This is a genomic window from Mycolicibacterium vulneris, assembly GCF_002104765.1.
GTDB lineage: Bacteria > Actinomycetota > Actinomycetes > Mycobacteriales > Mycobacteriaceae > Mycobacterium > Mycobacterium vulneris.
In genome coordinates, this window is sequence record NZ_NCXM01000027.1 from 1 (window position 1) to 18,212 (window position 18,212).

An 18,212-nucleotide genomic window follows, 5' to 3' on the forward strand; every position below is an offset into this window, starting at 1 on the left:
GGGTCGGCAGCGTGCGGATCGCCGCCCCCGCCGTCGGCCGGCGGATACGCGCCGCCGCCACCCGGGCCGGCGATCCGCACGCTGCCGACCCAGGCCTACACGCCGTGGCTGACCCGCGCGCTGGCGTTCATCATCGACATCCTCCCGTACGTCGTGGTGCACGGGATCGGCACCGCGATCCTGGTCGCCACCCAGCAGACCGCCTGCATCACCGACGTCACGCAGTACGCCGTCAACCAGTACTGCGCCACCCAGAACTCGACCGTCGGCATGGTGGCGCAGTGGCTGGCGTCGATAATCGGGCTGTTCTATTTGATCTGGAATTACGGCTACCGGCAGGGCACCACGGGGTCGAGCGTCGGCAAGTCGGTGCTGAAGTTCAAGGTGGTCAGCGAGGTCACCGGTCAACCCATCGGGTTCGGGTTGTCGGTGGTGCGCTCGCTGGCGCACTTCGTCGACGCGATCATCTGCTTCATCGGTTTCCTTTTCCCGCTGTGGGATTCGAAGCGTCAGACGCTGGCGGACAAGATCATGTCGACGGTGTGCTTGCCGATCGACGGCGCCGAGAGGCCGGCCGTCACCTAGGCTGATCGTCGATGAGCGACGACCGCAACGGGCACCCCGAGTTCACCGGGCCGGCCACCAAAGCGATTCACGCCGGCTATCGGCCGGACCCGGCAACCGGCGCGGTGAACGCCCCGATCTACGCCAGCAGCACCTTCGCCCAGGACGGTGTCGGCGCCCTGCGCGGCGGGTACGAATACGCGCGCACCGGCAACCCGACCCGCGCCGCGCTGGAGGCCGCGCTGGCCGCGGTCGAAGACGGCGTCTACGGCCGGGCCTTCGGTTCGGGCATGGCCGCCACCGACTGCGCCCTGCGCGCGCTGCTGCGCCCCGGCGACCATGTGGTCATCCCGAACGACGCCTACGGCGGCACCTTCAGGCTGATCGACAAGGTCTTCACGCAGTGGAACGTCGAGTACACGCCGGTGGCGCTGCACGAGCTGGACGCCGTCGCCGCCGCGATCACGCCGCGAACCCGGCTGATCTGGGCGGAAACCCCCACCAATCCGCTGCTGTCCATCGCCGACATCGCCGCGCTGGCCGAACTCGCGGCCGGGCGGGATGCCACAAACCCGGCAAAGGTGTTGGTGGACAACACTTTTGCGTCGCCAGCGCTGCAGCAGCCGTTGACGCTGGGCGCCGACATCGTGCTGCACTCGACCACCAAATACATCGGTGGGCACTCCGACGTGGTGGGCGGTGCACTGATCACCAACGATCAGGAGCTGGACGAGGCGTTCGCCTTCCTGCAGAACGGGGCCGGCGCGGTGCCCGGCCCGTTCGACGCCTACCTCACCATGCGCGGCCTGAAGACGCTGGTGCTGCGCATGCAGCGGCACAGCGAAAACGCTTCTGCTGTAGCGGAATTCCTTGAAGGCCACCCCGCGGTGAGCGCGGTGCTCTATCCCGGCCTGCCCTCGCACCCCGGCCATGAGGTCGCCGCGCGGCAGATGAGTGCCTTCGGCGGCATGGTTTCGGTCCGCATGCGCGGCGGCCGCGACGCCGCCCGTGATCTGTGCGCCAAGACCAAGGTGTTCATCCTGGCGGAATCGCTGGGCGGGGTCGAGTCGCTGATCGAGCACCCCAGCGCGATGACGCACGCCTCGACGGCCGGGTCGCAATTGGAGGTCCCCGACGATCTGGTGCGCCTGTCGGTCGGCATCGAGGACATCGCCGACCTGCTGGCCGATCTCGATCAGGCCCTGGGCTAATGGGGATCGCGAGCGCGGCGGAGCCGGGTGAAGCGGCGGGTCGCCACCATCAGGGATAGCCCCCGATCAGGCCTGGGGTGAACCCGATCAGGAGTGGTAGGGCTCCGCGCTGACCAGCGTGACCTCGACGGTGTTGCCGTTGGGCACCACGTAGGTGCGGGTCTCGCCTTCCTTGGCGTCGATCAGGGCGCCGCCCAGCGGCGAATTGGGCGAGTACACCTCGAGCTTGCCGTCGTTGACGCCCTCTTGGCGGGTGGCGATCAGGAAGGTCTCCGTGTCGGACTTGTCGCCGTTGTAGTAGACCTTCACCACCGAGCCGGGCAGCGCGACGCCGGACTGCTTGGGCGCCTCGCCGACCTTGGCGTTGTTGAGCAGGTCCTGCAGCTGACGGATGCGGGCCTCCTGCTGACCCTGCTCTTCGCGGGCGGCGTGGTAGCCGCCATTCTCGCGCAGGTCGCCCTCCTCGCGGCGGTCGTTGATCTCCGCGGCGATGACCGGACGATTCGCGATCAGGTGATCGAGCTCGGCCTTCAGTCGATCGTGTGACTCCTGGGTCAGCCAGGTCACGGAAGTGTCCGTCATCTCGTCGTGCTCCTCGTATGTTGTTTCGCGAGTTCGCGTTAAGTCCTGTTAGCTCCGCCGCCCCGGAGCGTGCGGGTCCCTCCCCGTGTGCTGCCGCTCCGTTTTGCTCACGGTCGCTAATGCAGCAACACGGTCCCAACCGGAACCGTGCATCCATCCATGTTACCACCGCGCAAACAGTTGATGACCCCATATTCGCAGTTCGCCGTGGATCGGAGGATCACGTTGGGCGCAGGTAGGCGGGCACATCGGTGCCGCAACCATAGATGTCGGCCACCACCGGCGGTTCGAAGGATTTCACCGTCGTGGTCACCTGCACGGTGGCCGCGTCCGACGGTGGGACCAGCAGCTCGCGCCGGCCCGTCTCGCTGCCGTCCTGCGCACGGACCCGCACGATGCAGTCCACCGGCCGTGACGGATCCGATCGCGTCACGCTGATCGTTATCGAGGCGGTCTGGTCGTCGATCACCCGGTACCCGGCCATCGTCCCCTTGACGTCGCTGGTGCCGAACCGGTGATAACCGATGACGGCGACGACGAGTCCCGTCACGATCACCAGCGCGCCCAGTGCGGCGATCACCCACCGCCGGGGGATACGCGACAGCCGGGAGTGGCCGTAGCGCGCCTCCGGACGAGAAATCGGGGTTTCGGTCATACCTGGTTATGCCTGTTATGCCTGGTGGTCGGCCGCCGGGCACAAGCCGACGGCATGCAACGAAGTCGGAACTGGAATTATAGGGTCAGACCGGGCGACCACCAGAGGTGACAAGGGAGTACGTGAGCGAATTTCGGTTGATGGCGGTGCACGCCCACCCCGACGACGAGTCCAGCAAGGGCGCGGCCACGCTGGCCCGCTACGCCGACGAGGGCCACCGGGTGCTGGTGGTGACGTTGACTGGCGGCGAGCGCGGCGACATTCTCAACCCGGCGATGGACCTGCCCGAGGTGCATGGACACATCGCCGAAATCCGCCGTGACGAGATGGCCAAAGCCGCCGAGATACTCGGCGTGGAGCACACCTGGCTGGGTTTCGTCGACTCCGGGCTGCCGCAGGGTGATCCGCCGCCGCCGTTGCCCGAGGGCTGTTTCGCGCTGGTGCCGCTGGAGGAGTCGGTCGAGGCGCTGGTTCGCGTGGTCCGCGAGTTCCGCCCGCACGTGATGACCACGTACGACGAGAACGGCGGCTACCCCCACCCCGATCACATTCGCTGCCACCAGGTTTCGGTCGGCGCATTTGAGGCGGCCGGCGATTACCGGCTGTTCCCGGACGCCGGTGAGCCGTGGACGGTGTCCAAGCTCTACTACAACCACGGATTCCTGCGCGCCCGGATGCAGTTGCTGCACGACGAAGCCATCAAGCACGGTCAAGAACCCCCGTTCAAGAAGTGGCTCGAACACTGGGACGCCAAGCACGATCCGTTCGAGTCGCGGGTCACCACGCGAGTCGAGTGCTCGGCATACTTCAGTCAGCGCGACGACGCGCTGCGCGCGCACACCACCCAGATCGACCCCGACCACGACTTCTTCGCCGCTCCCATCGCGTGGCAGCAACGGCTCTGGCCCACTGAGGAATTCGAGTTGGCGCGCTCGCGTGTCCCGGTCCGGCTGCCCGAGGACGACCTGTTCGCCGGAATCGAGAGCGACGAGTGAATCATCTCTATCTGATCGTGACCGCCGCCGGCTGGCAGGCCGACGGCCCGCCCCACCACACCGGCCCCGATTTCGGCAAGGCCAGCCCGGTCGGGCTGCTGATCGTCGTGCTGCTCCTGATCAGCACGCTGTTTCTGCTGCGGTCGATGAACCGGCAGCTGAAGAAGGTTCCGGAATCGTTCGATCCCAAGCATCCCGAACCGGACCAGGCGGCCGACGAGGGCACCGACGCGGTCGACCGGGACGGCGCCCCCGACCAGGCGGACGGATCGCCCGGATCCCCGGGGCCCGGCGATGAGCCCGGCTGACCCCGCTTCGACGAATACCCTTGGGCTGGCGACCAGCCCGTATCTGCGCCAGCACGCCGACAATCCGGTGCATTGGCAGCAGTGGACCCCTGAGGCGCTGGCCGACGCCGCCGCCCGCGACGTGCCGATCCTGCTCTCGGTCGGCTACGCGGCCTGCCACTGGTGCCACGTCATGGCCCACGAATCGTTCGAGGACGACGAAATAGCCGCTGCGATGAACGCGGGGTTCGTCTGCGTCAAGGTCGACCGTGAGGAACGCCCGGACATCGACGCGGTGTACATGAACGCCACGGTCGCGCTCACCGGGCACGGCGGCTGGCCGATGACGTGTTTCCTCACGCCGGACGGGCGCCCCTTCTTCTGCGGCACGTACTATCCGAAAGAAGGCTTCCTGCAACTTCTTTCGGCCGTATCCGCCACCTGGCGGGAGCGTCGTGATGAGGTGGAGGAGGCCTCCGACAATATCGCCGGTGAGTTACGCAAGATGGCTTCGGCTCTCCCGGGTGCCGGTCCGGCCGTGGCGCCCGAGCTGTGTGACCACGCCGTCGCCACGCTGCTCAAGGAACGCGACACGGCGCACGGCGGGTTCGGCGGCGCGCCCAAATTCCCGCCGTCGGCGCTGCTCGAGGCGCTGCTGCGGCACTTCGAGCGCACCGGCTCGCCGGCGGCGCTCGCGGCGGTCGCGCACACCGGCAACGCGATGGCGCGCGGCGGCATCTACGACCAGCTCGGCGGCGGATTCGCCCGCTACAGCGTCGACAACGCTTGGGTGGTCCCGCATTTCGAGAAGATGCTGTACGACAACGCGCTGCTGCTGCGCGCCTACGCGCACTGGGCGAGGCGCACCGGTGATCCGCTGGCGCGCCGGGTCACCGCCCAGACCGCCCGATTCCTGCTCGACGATCTCGCCGACGGCGCCATGTTCACCTCGTCGCTCGACGCCGACGCCGACGGCCGCGAGGGTTCGACCTATGTCTGGACACCAGCGCAGCTGAACGAGGTGCTGGGGCCCGACGACGGCCCCTGGGCAGCAGGTGTTTTCGCGGTCACTCCGGGCGGCACGTTCGAGCACGGCGCCTCGGTGCTGCAGCTACCCGCCGATCCCGAGGATCCGCAACGACTGGACCGCGTGCGCTCCGCGCTGCTGGCCGCCCGGCATACCCGAACCCAGCCCGGGCGTGACGACAAGGTCGTCACATCGTGGAATGGGCTGGCGATCACCGCGTTGGTCGAGGCCGGTGTGGCGCTCGACGAGCCCGAATTGATTGACGCCGCAAGGCGTTGCGCGCGGGCGCTGCTGAAATTGCATGTCGTCGACGGCCGGTTGCGACGCGCCAGCCTGGGCGGCGTGGTGGGCGGCAGCGTTGCCATCCTCGAGGACCACGCAATGTTGGCCACCGGGCTGCTTGCGCTCTATCAGCTGAGCGCCGATGCGACCTGGCTGACCGCGGCCACCGACCTGCTGGACACCGCGCTGGCGCACTTCGCCGATCGGGCGCAACCCGGCCGCTGGTTCGACACCGCCGACGATGCAGAGCAGTTGGTGCTCCGGCCGGCTGACCCGCTGGACGGCGCGACTCCGTCGGGAGCGTCGTCGATCACCGAGGCGCTGCTGACTGCCGCGCACCTGGTCGACGGCGACCGCGCCGAGCGGTATCTGCGGGCCGCAGCCGAATCACTCGGCGCGCACTCGGTGCTGCTGGACCGCGCGCCGCGTTCGGCCGGGCATTGGCTGGCCGTAGCCGAAGCGGCGGTGCGCGGACCGCTGCAGATCGCGGTCGCCTGCGACCCGGCGGCCTCGGTGCTGCTGGCCTACGCGCGGCGGCTGGCGCCCGGCGGGGCGATCGTTGTGGGCGGGCAGGTGGATTCGTCGGCGCTGCTGACCGGCCGGCCGCGGGTGGGCGGCGCCGACGCCGCCTACGTGTGCCGCGGCCAGGTCTGCGACCTGCCGGTGACGGCCGAGGCCGAACTGGCCGCCGCCCTGGGTGTTTCCGATCACCACTGAAGCCGATGGTGGTGACCCGCTGCGCCCGGCCGTGCCGCGCTGGCGATCACCACTGAAGCCGATGGTGGTGACCCGCTGCGCCCGGCCGTGCCGCGCTGGCGATCACCACTGAAGCCGATGGTGGTGACCCGCTGCGCCCGGCCGTGCCGCGCTGGCGATCACCACTGAAGCCGATGGTGGTGACCCGCTGCGCCCGGCCGTGCCGCGCTGGCGATCACCACTGAAGCCGATGGTGGTGACCCGCTGCGCCCGGCCGTGCCGCGCTGGCGATCACCATTGACCCGGGGTTACCCTGCCTCCCATGCCGAATGCCGCCAAGACCGAAGCGATCAGAAACACGGTCAACCGCTACATCGAGTTGGTCGCCAAGGGCAGCGCCGATGACTTGGTCGAGCTGTACGCCGACGACGCCACCGTCGAGGATCCGGTCGGCGGCGAGGTGCATATCGGCCGGCAGGCCATCCACGGCTTCTACTCCGCGGTCAACGACCTGCAGCGCGAATGCGAACTGCTGACGCTGCGCGTCGCCGGCAACGAGGCGGCCTTCCAATTCCGGCTGACCGTGAAAGCGGGCGAGCACCGGATGGTGATCGAGCCGATCGACGTCATGATCTTTGACCCCGAAGGCAAGATCGCCTCGATGAAGGCCTACTGGTCGCCGGAGGACGACGTCGCCCCGGCCTAGCCGCCCAGCAACCAGGCGTGGTCGCTGGTGTAGAAGACGGCGAACCACATGGCGATGTAGTGCAGGATCGCCGCGATCGCGGTGAAGGCGTGGAAGAACTCGTGGTAGCCGAACGTCTTCGGCCACGGGTCGGGCCAGCGCAGGCCGTAGAAGATGCCGCCGACGCTGTAGAACACGCCGCCCACCGCCAGCAGCACCATCGCGGCCACGCCGGCCTGGTGCAGGATCGTCGGGGCGAACCAGACGGCCACCCAACCCAACAGCAGGTACAGCGGCACGCCAACCCAGCGAGGCGCCGTCGGCCAGCACATCTTGAGCGAGATGCCGGCCGCCGCGCCGCCCCACACGATGCACTGCACCAGCACACCGGTGTTCTGCGGCATGACCAGCCGCGCGAACGGGGTGTAGCTGCCGGCGATGAACACGAAGATCATCGAGTGGTCGAGCCGCTTCATCCGGCTGCGCGCGACGTCCGACTTCCACTGCACCCGGTGATAGGTGGCGCTGACCGCGAACATCGCCACCGTCGCCGCCGCGTAGACCAGCGTCGAATGGCCGGCACGCGGGGAGGAGACCGCCCAGGACACCGACACCAGCGTGGCGCCGGTGATGATGGCCAGCCACGCCGAGACGAAGTGGATCCAGCCGCGCATCCGGGGCTTGCCCAAGAACTGGGCGGCACCCTCGACGAACTGCTCGACAGTGTTGCCCGGAACGATCGACTCGGGTTCGGGATCCGGGGTGGGGACGGTGCTGGTCTGGCTGCTCATGTGTCCTGTGTCTTGTTCTCGCGACTTGGGATACCGGTGGGAAGGTCAGGGGTGTCTACTCAGGATCCACAGTAGCCAGGGATGGTTACGGCGCAGTCTCGACTTCTCAGCTGACCGCGCCGAAATGAGACCGGTGCATAAATCACCGCTGGCAGTAGGGTGGATGTTCGTGGAAATTATCCCGCCGCGCCTCAAAGAGCCGCTGTATCGCGTCTACGAGCTGCGGCTGAGGCAGGGTCTGGCCGCCTCGAAGTCCCAGCTGCCACGGCACATCGCCGTGCTGTGCGACGGGAACCGGCGGTGGGCCCGCGACGCGGGATATGAGGACGTCAGCTACGGCTACCGGATGGGCGCGTCCAAGATCGCCGAGATGCTGCGCTGGTGTCAGGAAGCCGGGGTCGAAATGACCACGGTCTACCTGCTGTCCACCGAAAACCTGCAACGCGATCCCGACGAGCTGGCCGGCCTTATCGAAATCATCACCGACGTCGTGGAGGAGATCTGCGCACCGGCCAACCGCTGGAGCGTGCGCACGGTGGGGGACCTGGAACTGCTCGGCGACGAGCCGGCCCGCCGGTTGCGCGGTGCGGTCGAGTCCACGCCCAGCGTCGCGCCGTTTCACGTCAACGTGGCCGTCGGCTACGGCGGCCGGCAGGAGATCGTCGGCGCGGTGCGTGCGTTGCTCAACAAAGAACTCGCCAACGGCGCCACCGCCGAGGAGCTCGTCGATGCGGTGACCGTCGACGCCATCTCCGAAAACCTCTACACGTCCGGGCAACCCGACCCAGACCTGGTGATCCGCACCTCGGGCGAGCAACGGCTGTCCGGATTCCTGCTGTGGCAGAGCGCCTATTCGGAGATGTGGTTCTGCGAAACGCATTGGCCGGCCTTCCGCCGCGTCGACTTCTTGCGCGCGCTGCGTGACTACAGCCGCCGGGATCGCCGGCACGGCAAGTAGCCGCGGAGACCTTCAGCGCGCGCTCGCGCGCGTGCCACACTAAGGGCATGGCTGCGCTGTCGGCGGTGGTATTCACGCTGAGCGCCTGGCTGGGCCTGTATCTGGCCGCCCGCGATCCGCGTAAACCCGTCCTCGCGCTGGCGGCGACCGGGCTGTGCGGGTTCGCGCTCGTGGTGGGCCTGGATGCGGTTCGGACCGCCGGCCCCGGGCATGCCCAGCTGCTGAGCCGCGTCGAGATCTACCTGACGGCCATCCCCGGCGTGGCGTGGTTCGCGGTGCTCGTGGAGCTGTCCCGGCCCAGTGATGGCTGGCGTTCACGCACCCGCGAGGTGTTACTCGTGGGCGGGATGGCCGCACTGACCCTGTTCGGGGCGGCGCTGGCCGGCAGCGTCGACGGGCCGCTGCGGCCGGGCCACTGGCTGATGTTCGCGGTGATCTCGGTGTCGACGCTCGGCGCGATGGTCGTCGCGCTGCGCCGCCCGCGGCGTCCGCGGCCGGCCGTGGGACTCGCCGTCACCGCCACGCTGTTCTTCGCGCTGAGCAACGCGATCCTGGTCATCCCGCTGGGCCTGGTGCCCAGCTGGGTTGCGCTGGCGTCGACGAGTTGCGACGTCCTCGGGCTCGGGGTCGCCGTCGCCCTGTGGGACGCCTTCGACGAGGGCCACGCGCTGCGCGCCGACATGCTGCGCTCGTTCGCCGGTTCGGTGGCGGTGGCGGTGCTGTTCGGCGGCCAGGCGCTGATCGGGTTGGCGGTGACCCGCGACGAGCCCGGCGCGCAGACCGCCCTGACCGTGCTGCTGTTCACCAGCCTCGCGATCGCGATCACAGTGCAGGTGCTCGCCGATCCGCTGGCCGGGGTGCTCGACCGGCTGGCGTTCTCGAAATCGCCTGCGCTGCGGGCGGATCGGGCCGCGCTGCGCCATACCGGGGCGGCGCTGCCGCTGCGCCAGGAGCATCCGCTGGCCGGTGTCGACGACGTCACCTTCGCCAGGCTCACCCGTCGCGCCCTGGGCCATTACGGCGACCTGACCAAGCTGGTCGCCAGCCCGCTGACCGCGTTGCCGGTGATCGACGCGCGGCTGGCGGCCCGAGGAGCCCCAGACCAACCGATCGAGCGGGCCAACGAACTCAAGGCCGTGCTGGCCGACGGCATAGCGCGGCTCAAGCCACGCGACGGCGGCGACTTCGGAACGACCGAGGAGTGGCGGCACTACAACTCGCTGTATTTCCCCTACGTCGCCGGGGTGCGCGCGTACGCGCAGAACGCCACCGCCTCGGGTCTGGACCCGATCGCGCGGCAGGCCTGGCAGTGGTTCGTCACCGAGGTTCCCCAGCGCTCGCTGCACAACTGGCAGAACGCCGCCGCCCGCCTGATCGCCGCCGATCTTCGCGGCCGGGTCCCGGTTCCCAGCGACTAGAACGGCTACTTCAGTCACCGCGGTCGCCGGCGGCACAGTGCTGTGCCCGTGTCCCTGTGACTCGTGGGGCCGCTGAGCCCCCGCGATTGGCGCGTGTCAAATGTTTACCCGCCGATGGGAATAGTCGGCCGAACCACCTCGTCGTTGTATCCGTGGCAGCAGTTGGCAGCGCCACGAGTCGATATGGCAGTGCACTGGCGGCACCCTCAAAGCTGTTCGACCCCAACCCGCCATCGCGAGGAGTAAGCACATGAGCTCGATCACCGGTGTTTCAAGCATCCCGACCCGGCCCCTCTACGACTCGACGGACTCGCTGTTGCGGTTTGCCGTGCGTGCCGACGCGACCCTGACGGGGTTGAGCGGGTTGGCCATCGCCTTTTTCGCCGACCCGATCTCGTCGCTGACCGGCCTGACGTCCTTCCAGGAGTACGCCGTGGGCGTGGTGTTCGTGATCGCCGGCCTGCTGGTCTTCAGCCTCGGGGCGCTCCCGGAACTGCGGCGTCTCGGTATCAGCGTCGCGGTGGTCAACGTCGCCTTCACGCTGGCCGCGATCGTGGCCGCCGAAGCGCTGCCGCTGACCGGCACCGGCGTCGCGATGACTCTGGCCAGCGGCGTGTACACGGCGGCGTTCGCGGGGCTGCAGTACCTGGGACTGCGTCGCCTCGAGGCGTGATCTGCCGACCCCGCCGGTGTGGGCCGCGTCAAAGCGTCAGAGCTTGCGCAGTCGCAACCGGTTGATGGAGTGATCGGCGTCCTTGCGCAATACCAGGGTGGCGCGCGGCCGGGTCGGAAGGATGTTCTCGACCAGGTTGGGACGGTTGATCGACCGCCAGATCTCGCGAGCGGCGGCGACCGCCTTGGTGTCGTTGAGGGCCGAGTAGTGGTGGAAGTGCGATTCGGGATCCGCGAAGGCGGTGCTACGCATGGCCAGGAATCGCGATACGTACCACTGCTCGATGTCTTCGATCCGGGCGTCGACGTACACGCCGAAGTCGAACAGGTCCGACACCATCAGGGTCGGACCGGTCTGCAGAACGTTGAGGCCCTCCAGGATCAAGATGTCGGGGTGACGGACCACATGCTTGGCCCCGGGGATGATGTCGTATTTCAGGTGCGAATACACCGGCGCGCACGCGTAGTCCGAACCGGATTTGACCGAGGTCACGAACCGCATCAACGCGCGACGGTTATAGCTTTCCGGAAACCCCTTGCGGTGCATCAGGTTCCGCCGGTCCAGCTCGGCATTCGGGTACAGGAAGCCGTCGGTGGTGACCAGGTCGACGCGCGGGTGGTGATCCCACCGCGCCAACAGGGCCTGCAGCACACGGGCAGTCGTCGACTTGCCGACCGCCACGCTGCCGGCCACCCCGATGATGAACGGCACCGGCCGGTCCGGGTTCTGCTGAGGCTCGCCGAGGAATTCGGCGGTGGCGGCGAACAATCGCTGGCGCGCTGCGACCTGCAGGTGAATGAGCCGGGCCAGCGGCAAGTAGACCTCTTCGACTTCGAGCAGGTCGATTTGTTCACCCAAACCGCGCAGCCCGACGAGTTCTTCCTCGGTGAGGGCCAGCGGCGTCGACATACGAAGCGCACGCCATTGCTTTCGGTCGAACTCCACATATGGGCTCGGCTCGCTAAGCCGCGGCATAGTGCAAGTGTTGCAGGGGCGCCGAAAAGCCCGACGGCTGGGCTGGCGAAAACTCGACGCTGGATAGACTGGCGGCCGTGACTGCTGCACCTGACGCCCGCCCCTCGACGTCCGTGATGTCCGCCCCGCTGGCCGACGTCGACCCGGATATCGCCGAGCTCCTCGGCAAAGAACTCGGCCGGCAACGCGACACCCTCGAGATGATCGCTTCGGAGAATTTCGTGCCGCGCGCGGTGCTGCAGGCACAGGGCAGCGTGCTGACCAACAAGTACGCCGAGGGGTTGCCCGGGCGGCGCTACTACGGCGGCTGCGAGTACGTCGACGTCGTGGAGAACATCGCCCGCGACCGGGCCAAGGCGCTCTTCGGCGCCGACTTCGCCAACGTGCAGCCGCATTCGGGCGCGCAGGCCAACGCCGCGGTGCTGCACGCGCTGATGTCGCCGGGGGAGCGGCTGCTGGGTCTGGACCTGGCCAACGGTGGTCACCTGACGCACGGCATGAAGCTGAACTTCTCCGGCAAGCTCTACGAGAACGGCTTCTACGGCGTCGACCCGACGACGCATCTGGTCGACATGGACGCGGTGCGCGCGCAGGCGCTGGAATTCCGTCCGAAGGTGATCATCGCCGGCTGGTCGGCCTATCCGCGGATCCTCGACTTCGCGGCCTTCCGGTCGATCGCCGACGAGGTCGACGCCAAGCTCTGGGTGGACATGGCGCACTTCGCGGGCCTGGTCGCGGCCGGGCTGCACCCGTCCCCGGTGCCGCACGCCGACATCGTCTCGACCACCATTCACAAGACGCTCGGCGGCGGCCGCTCGGGCATGATCCTGGGCAAGCAGGAGTACGCCAAGGCCGTGAACTCGGCCGTGTTCCCCGGCCAGCAGGGTGGCCCGCTCATGCACGTCATCGCGGGCAAGGCCGTCGCGCTGAAGATCGCGAGCACCCCGGAATTCGTCGAGCGGCAGCAGCGCACGCTGTCCGGCGCGCGCATCCTCGCCGACCGCCTGTTGGCCGCCGATGTCGCGAAGGCGGGCGTGTCGGTGGTCAGCGGCGGCACCGACGTGCACCTGGTGCTGGTGGACCTGCGCAACTCCCCGCTGGACGGTCAGGCCGCCGAGGACCTGCTGCACGAGGTCGGCATCACCGTCAACCGCAACGCCGTGCCCAACGACCCGCGCCCGCCGATGGTCACCTCGGGGCTGCGGATCGGGACCCCCGCCCTGGCCACTCGCGGCTTCGGCGACGCCGAGTTCAGCGAGGTGGCCGACGTCATCGCCACCGCGCTGGCGGCCGGCACCTCGGCCGACGTGGCCGGACTGCGGCAGCGCGTGACGCGGCTGGCGCAGGAGTTTCCGCTGTACGACGGCCTGGAAGACTGGGCGCTGGTCGGCCGCTGACCCGCGCCGGACGGCCCGGCCACGCGGCTTTGAGGACCAAAGTCACCAGTTGCCGCGACACGACCCGGTCGATTTCATGAACCTGTGTACGCGGGTTACAGTTATCTCATGGCCGAAAGACCTGTCGCTAACGCGCTGACCCTGGAACTCGAGCCGGTCGTCGAAGCAAACATCGACCGCCACCTGTCCACCGAAGAACTCTGGTTCGCGCACGATTACGTGCCGTTCGACCGGGGCGAGAACTTCGCCTTCCTCGGTGGGCGCGACTGGGATCCGTCGGCGATGACGCTGCCCAGGCCGTTGACGGATGCCTGCGAGATCATGTTGCTGCTCAAGGACAACCTGGCCGCCCACCACCGCGAGCTGGTCGAGCACTTCATCCTGGAGGACTACTGGGGCCGCTGGCTGGGCCGGTGGACCGCCGAGGAGCACCTGCACGCCATCGCGCTGCGCGAGTACCTGGTGGTGACCCGCGAGGTCGACCCGACCGCCAACGAAGAGGCCCGCGTCCAGTACGTCATGAAGGGCTACCGGGCCGACACCTACTCACAGGTGGAAACGTTGGTGCACATGGCGTTCGTCGAACGCACCCATGCCGTGTTCTGTGAAAACCTGGCCGCCAAGCTCGAGGAGCCCATCCTGGCCGGCCTCGTCGACCGGATCGCCCGCGACGAGCGCCGCCACGAGGTCTTCTTCTCCAACCTCGTCGCGCACTGCCTCGAGTACACCCGCGACGAGACCATCGCGGCGATCGCCGCCCGCGCGGCCGACCTGAAGGTGCCCGGCGCCGACATCGACTCGTACGCGGACAAGGTGCAGAACGTCGAACAGGCAGGCATTTTCGGCCCGGAGCAGCTGCGTCAGGCGATCTCCGACCGCATCACCGCATGGGGGCTCGCGGACGAGCCTGCACTGCGGCAATTGATCGTCGGCTAAGCCGGCCTGCACGCGCCCCTCAACATCGGCCGCCCGCGAAGGTGGTCGCGGCTCGCCACGTCGGCGCGCCTGCACAGCGCGCATGCGGCCACGGGAGTAGCGTCGATCCCGATGGTCAGCGTCATGCTCTGCTGCCAGGGCGGCACCTCCCGTCACCACAACGGAAGGACCGGCCCCGGTCCTGGTGCTGCGGTTCCCGTCGACATGCCTGTGCGGGTCCGCGCGGGCTCATCCCGCTCGAGGAGCGCTACGTGACCGAAATCCGGACCTACGTGATCGACACTTCCGTGCTGCTGTCCGACCCTTGGGCGTGCAGCCGGTTCGCCGAACACGAGGTGGTTGTTCCGTTGGTGGTGATCAGCGAGCTGGAGGCCAAACGCCACCACCATGAGCTGGGATGGTTCGCCCGCCAGTCCTTGCGGCTGTTCGACGATCTTCGGCTGTTGCACGGACGACTGGATCAGCCCATTCCCGTTGGCACGCAGGGCGGTTCGCTGCATGTCGAGCTCAACCACACGGACCCGTCGGTGCTGCCGGCGGGTTTCCGCAGCGACAGCAACGACTCCCGGATCCTGAGCTGTGCCGCCAACCTCGCCGCCGAAGGCAAGCGAGTTACGCTGGTCAGCAAGGACATTCCGCTTCGTGTCAAGGCTGCCGCGGTGGGCCTGGCCGCCGACGAGTACCACGCGCAGGACGTGGTGGCCTCCGGGTGGTCCGGGATGCGCGAAATCGAGACCGCCACCGAGGACATCGACGCGCTGTTCACCGACGGCGAGATCGATCTGGTGGAAGCGCGAGACCTGCCCTGCCACACCGGGGTTCGGCTGCTCGGTGGAAGCTCTCACGCGCTGGGCCGGGTCAACGCGGACAAGCGGGTGCAGCTGGTGCGCGGCGACCGCGAGGTGTTCGGGCTGCGCGGCCGCTCGGCCGAGCAGCGCGTGGCGCTCGACCTGCTGCTCGACGAGTCGGTGGGCATCGTGTCGCTGGGCGGCAAGGCCGGCACCGGCAAGTCGGCGCTCGCGTTGTGCGCCGGCCTGGAGGCGGTGTTGGAGCGGCGGACCCAGCGCAAGGTGGTGGTCTTCCGGCCGCTCTACGCCGTCGGCGGGCAGGAGCTCGGATACCTGCCCGGCAGCGAGAGCGAAAAGATGGGCCCGTGGGCGCAAGCCGTCTTCGACACCCTCGAGGGCCTCGCCAGCCCGGCGGTGCTCGAGGAAGTGCTGTCCCGAGGCATGCTCGAGGTACTGCCGCTGACCCACATCCGGGGCCGGTCGCTGCACGATTCGTTCGTGATCGTCGACGAGGCGCAGTCGCTGGAACGCAACGTCCTGCTGACGGTCCTGTCCAGGCTGGGCACCGGATCGCGGGTGGTGTTGACGCACGACATCGCGCAGCGCGACAACCTGCGAGTCGGCCGACACGACGGGGTCGCGGCGGTGATCGAGAAGCTCAAGGGCCATCCGCTGTTCGCCCACATCACCCTGTTGCGCAGTGAGCGGTCCCCGATTGCCGCCCTGGTCACCGAGATGCTCGAGGAGATCGCCGGCCCGCAGTGAGGGCGCCTGACTAACGCTCGACCCCGGGTAGGCCCCCCTTCGATAAACTTCGACGGTGGCGAAACGACCCGACACCCAAGCCTGGCGCTACTGGCGCACGGTTGTCGGTGTGGCGGCGGCCGTCGCGGTGCTGGTGATCGGCGGGCTCACGGGTCACGTGACGCGCGCCGATGACCTCAGCTGTTCGGTCGTCAAGTGCGTCGCCTTGACGTTCGACGACGGGCCGGGGCCGTTCGATGAGCGGCTGCTGCAAATCCTGAAGGAGAACGACGCCAAAGCCACCTTCTTCCTGATCGGCAACAAGGTGGCCGCCAACCCCGCCGGGGCCAAGCGCATCGCCGACGCGGGAATGGAGGTCGCCAGCCACACCTGGGAACACCCCAACATGACCACGATCCCGCGTGAGGACATTGCCGCCCAGTTCTCCAAGGCCAACGACGCGATCACCGCCGCGACCGGCCGCACCCCCAACCTGTATCGCCCCGCGGGCGGATTGTCCGACCCGGTAGTGCGCCAGGCCGCCGGCCAATTCGGTCTGGCCGAAATCCTCTGGGATGTGATCCCTTTCGATTGGGCGAACGACTCGAACACGGCGGCGACGCGCTACATGCTGATGACCTACGTCAAGCCGGGCTCGGTGGTCCTGCTGCACAGCACCTACTCGAGCACCGTCGATCTGGTGTATCAGTTCATCCCCGTGCTCAAGGCCAACGGCTACCGGTTGGTGACAGTCAGCGACCTGCTGGGATCGCGTTCTCCCGGCAGCAGTTACGGCAGTCGGGATAACGGTCCACCCGTCAACGGCCTGCACGACATCCCGCCCGCCGACATCCCCACGCTGCCCAACACGCCCTCACCGAAACCGATGCCGAATTTCCCGATAACCGACATCCCAGGGCAGAACTCGGGCGGGCCGAACAACGGTGCGTAGAGCAAATTTCGGACCAAACGCGGCTACCTTTATAGGGTGATCACCGTGGGCTGGCTTCGGGATCGGCTTCCGCCATCATGGCGTGGCCCGGCGCGGCAGCCCGATGAACGAAAGTCCTTTCGACGGTGGTTGTTTCAATACGCGTTCGATATGAGCATGTCCTACGTGCTGGCAGTCGTCGAGGCGGCGGCCATCCTGATTCCGTTGCGGGGCCACACTTCCGTCGGCGCCAACGCGGACTTCGCGCGGCAGAACACCGTGCCCGTGGTGCTGCTCATCGTGCTGGGCATCGTCAGCGTCGCGGTAGCCGGCGCGGTCAGCCTGGCGCCCACCGTGCGCTGGTTCGTCGCGGGTGACGAACCCACCCCACAACAACGCGAAGCCGTGATGAGGCTGGCCGGGCGCCAGTCGGCGATCCTGGTGACGTCTTGGGCGATGACCGGCGGGATCTTCATCCTGCTGAATCTGACTGGCGGACCGCAACTTCTGCTGCCCATCGTGCTCGGCGTGCTGCTCGGCGGATCGGCCGCCGCCGGCACCGGGATGCTGCTCGCGCAACGCACCCTGCGGCCCATCATGCGCGCCGCCACGCTGGGCGCCGAGCCGCGGCTGGCAGTGCCGAGCGTGTACGCGCGGCTGGTTCTGCTGTGGTTCTTGTGCAGCGCCTTTCCCATCGCCATCATCGCGACGCTGGTCGTTCTCCGCTCGTATGGCTGGCTGATCGAGAAGTCGGCGTCACTGGACGTACCGATTCTGGTGGTGTCGCTGGCGGCGCTCGTGCTGGGGCTGCCCACGATGATCCTGACCTCGCGGTCCATCTCGGATCCGGTCGGCGAGGTCGTCGACGCGATGGCCGAGGTCGAGCACGGCCGCATGGAAACGTATGTCGGCGCCTACGAACGATCCCAAATCGGGCGCCTGCAAACGGGATTCAACCGAATGGTGGCAGGCCTGGCCGAGCGCGACCGGCTGCGTGACCTGTTCGGCCGCCATGTCGGCGCCGACGTCGCACAACGCGCCCTCACCGAAGGGGCCACGCTGTCGGGCGACGTGGTCGAAGCGGCGGTGCTTTTCATCGACCTGGTGGGGTCCACCCAGCTCGCCGAAAGCCGCCCCCCGCAAGAGGTCGCGGAGGTGCTCAACGACTTCTTCCGGATCGTCGTGCACGCCGTCGACGAACACCACGGGCTGATCAACAAATTCGCCGGGGATGCCGCACTCGCCGTCTTCGGGGTGCCGTTGCCGATCAGCGAGCCCGCGTCGTCGGCGTTGGCGACCGCCCGTGCGCTCGGCTCCCAACTGCGCAGGCTGCCGGTCGATTTCGGCATCGGTGTGTCGGCGGGTCGGGTGTTCGCCGGCAACGTCGGCGCCGAAAACCGGTACGAATACACCGTGATCGGTGACGCCGTCAACGAAGCAGCGCGGCTGGCCGACCTCGCCAAAACCTCGGATCGGCGGATCCTCTGCTCGGCGGGCGCCATCGACGCCGCGGGTGAGGCCGAGCGCGCGCAGTGGGCCGAATGCTATTCCACCGTGCTGCGCGGGCGATCCGAGGCCACCCACGTCTCGGCACCGACCGGCCCGGCCGGCTAGCCG

Annotated in this window: 18 protein-coding genes; 14 read left to right on the top strand and 4 right to left on the bottom strand. The window is 68.2% G+C overall.

Annotation, left to right across the window (positions count from 1 at the left end):
• A partial coding sequence (locus tag B8W69_RS22225; RefSeq protein WP_181447461.1) for an Rv1078 family RDD domain-containing protein occupies positions 1 to 585 on the top strand: 585 nt, incomplete at its 5' end.
• An 11-nt stretch (positions 586 to 596) separates the two neighbouring features.
• A complete protein-coding gene (locus B8W69_RS22230; protein WP_085291931.1) occupies positions 597 to 1,775 on the top strand; it encodes a cystathionine gamma-synthase in 1,179 nt (392 codons plus the stop codon).
• A gap of 87 nt (positions 1,776 to 1,862) precedes the next feature.
• On the opposite strand, the gene greA is transcribed toward B8W69_RS22230, so the two are convergent.
• Both greA and B8W69_RS22240 read right to left on the bottom strand, forming a co-directional pair.
• Positions 1,863 to 2,357, bottom strand: coding sequence for a transcription elongation factor GreA (greA, locus tag B8W69_RS22235; RefSeq protein ID WP_064953998.1), 495 nt, complete (start codon positions 2,355 to 2,357; stop codon positions 1,863 to 1,865).
• Positions 2,358 to 2,577: 220 nt separating this feature from the next.
• Positions 2,578 to 3,012, bottom strand: a complete 435-nt coding sequence (locus tag B8W69_RS22240; RefSeq protein ID WP_085291932.1) for a DUF4307 domain-containing protein — start codon at positions 3,010 to 3,012, stop codon at positions 2,578 to 2,580.
• 122 nt (positions 3,013 to 3,134) lie between these two features.
• Between B8W69_RS22240 and mca the strand changes: the two genes are divergently transcribed.
• From mca to B8W69_RS22260, 4 genes are all read left to right on the top strand, one after another.
• Positions 3,135 to 4,007, top strand: a complete 873-nt coding sequence (gene mca / locus B8W69_RS22245) for a mycothiol conjugate amidase Mca (protein WP_085291933.1) — start codon at positions 3,135 to 3,137, stop codon at positions 4,005 to 4,007.
• The gene (locus B8W69_RS22250; RefSeq protein WP_085291934.1) at positions 4,004 to 4,315 is read left to right on the top strand and encodes a hypothetical protein; all 312 of its coding nucleotides are present in this window, start codon (positions 4,004 to 4,006) and stop codon (positions 4,313 to 4,315) included. Before mca ends, B8W69_RS22250 begins: the two co-directional genes overlap by 4 nt.
• Positions 4,302 to 6,320 (top strand): thioredoxin domain-containing protein, encoded by a 2,019-nt coding sequence (locus tag B8W69_RS22255; protein ID WP_085291935.1) that lies wholly within the window; start codon positions 4,302 to 4,304, stop codon positions 6,318 to 6,320. Before B8W69_RS22250 ends, B8W69_RS22255 begins: the two co-directional genes overlap by 14 nt.
• Before the next feature lie 301 nt (positions 6,321 to 6,621).
• On the top strand, positions 6,622 to 7,005 hold the full coding sequence (locus B8W69_RS22260) for a nuclear transport factor 2 family protein (protein WP_085291936.1): 384 nt from the start codon (positions 6,622 to 6,624) through the stop codon (positions 7,003 to 7,005).
• Here B8W69_RS22260 and trhA read toward each other — a convergent pair.
• On the bottom strand, positions 7,002 to 7,775 hold the full coding sequence (gene trhA, locus B8W69_RS22265) for a PAQR family membrane homeostasis protein TrhA (protein ID WP_085291937.1): 774 nt from the start codon (positions 7,773 to 7,775) through the stop codon (positions 7,002 to 7,004). The two genes, B8W69_RS22260 and trhA, sit on opposite strands and share 4 nt — an antisense overlap.
• A 169-nt stretch (positions 7,776 to 7,944) precedes the next feature.
• On the opposite strand from trhA, the gene B8W69_RS22270 reads away from it, so the two are divergent.
• The 3 genes from B8W69_RS22270 (at position 7,945) to B8W69_RS22280 (ending at position 10,824) form a co-directional block, all read left to right on the top strand.
• Positions 7,945 to 8,733 carry a (2Z,6E)-farnesyl diphosphate synthase gene (locus tag B8W69_RS22270; protein WP_064882012.1) on the top strand — a complete coding sequence of 263 codons (789 nt, stop codon included), beginning with the start codon at positions 7,945 to 7,947 and terminating at the stop codon, positions 8,731 to 8,733.
• 47 nt (positions 8,734 to 8,780) lie between these two features.
• A complete protein-coding gene (locus B8W69_RS22275) occupies positions 8,781 to 10,151 on the top strand; it encodes a hypothetical protein (RefSeq protein ID WP_085291938.1) in 1,371 nt (456 codons plus the stop codon).
• A gap of 250 nt (positions 10,152 to 10,401) precedes the next feature.
• Entirely contained in the window at positions 10,402 to 10,824 is a 423-nt protein-coding gene (locus tag B8W69_RS22280) for a hypothetical protein (RefSeq protein ID WP_085291939.1), read from the top strand.
• 36 nt (positions 10,825 to 10,860) lie between these two features.
• On the opposite strand, the gene coaA is transcribed toward B8W69_RS22280, so the two are convergent.
• Entirely contained in the window at positions 10,861 to 11,799 is a 939-nt protein-coding gene (gene coaA / locus B8W69_RS22285; RefSeq protein WP_044487112.1) for a type I pantothenate kinase, read from the bottom strand.
• Between the two features lie 116 nt (positions 11,800 to 11,915).
• Here coaA and glyA point away from each other — a divergent pair, with 116 nt between their 5' ends.
• The 5 genes from glyA (at position 11,916) to B8W69_RS22310 (ending at position 18,209) form a co-directional block, all read left to right on the top strand.
• Positions 11,916 to 13,196, top strand: a complete 1,281-nt coding sequence (glyA, locus tag B8W69_RS22290) for a serine hydroxymethyltransferase (protein ID WP_085291940.1) — start codon at positions 11,916 to 11,918, stop codon at positions 13,194 to 13,196.
• Positions 13,197 to 13,304: 108 nt separating this feature from the next.
• Positions 13,305 to 14,132, top strand: a complete 828-nt coding sequence (locus tag B8W69_RS22295) for an acyl-ACP desaturase (protein WP_085292013.1) — start codon at positions 13,305 to 13,307, stop codon at positions 14,130 to 14,132.
• A 251-nt stretch (positions 14,133 to 14,383) separates the two neighbouring features.
• The gene (phoH2, locus tag B8W69_RS22300; protein WP_007776610.1) at positions 14,384 to 15,685 is read left to right on the top strand and encodes an RNA 5'-3' helicase PhoH2; all 1,302 of its coding nucleotides are present in this window, start codon (positions 14,384 to 14,386) and stop codon (positions 15,683 to 15,685) included.
• A gap of 55 nt (positions 15,686 to 15,740) precedes the next feature.
• On the top strand, positions 15,741 to 16,616 hold the full coding sequence (locus B8W69_RS22305; RefSeq protein ID WP_085291941.1) for a polysaccharide deacetylase family protein: 876 nt from the start codon (positions 15,741 to 15,743) through the stop codon (positions 16,614 to 16,616).
• Positions 16,617 to 16,766: 150 nt separating this feature from the next.
• Positions 16,767 to 18,209, top strand: coding sequence for an adenylate/guanylate cyclase domain-containing protein (locus B8W69_RS22310; protein WP_085291942.1), 1,443 nt, complete (start codon positions 16,767 to 16,769; stop codon positions 18,207 to 18,209).
• Positions 18,210 to 18,212: the final 3 nt, after the last annotated feature.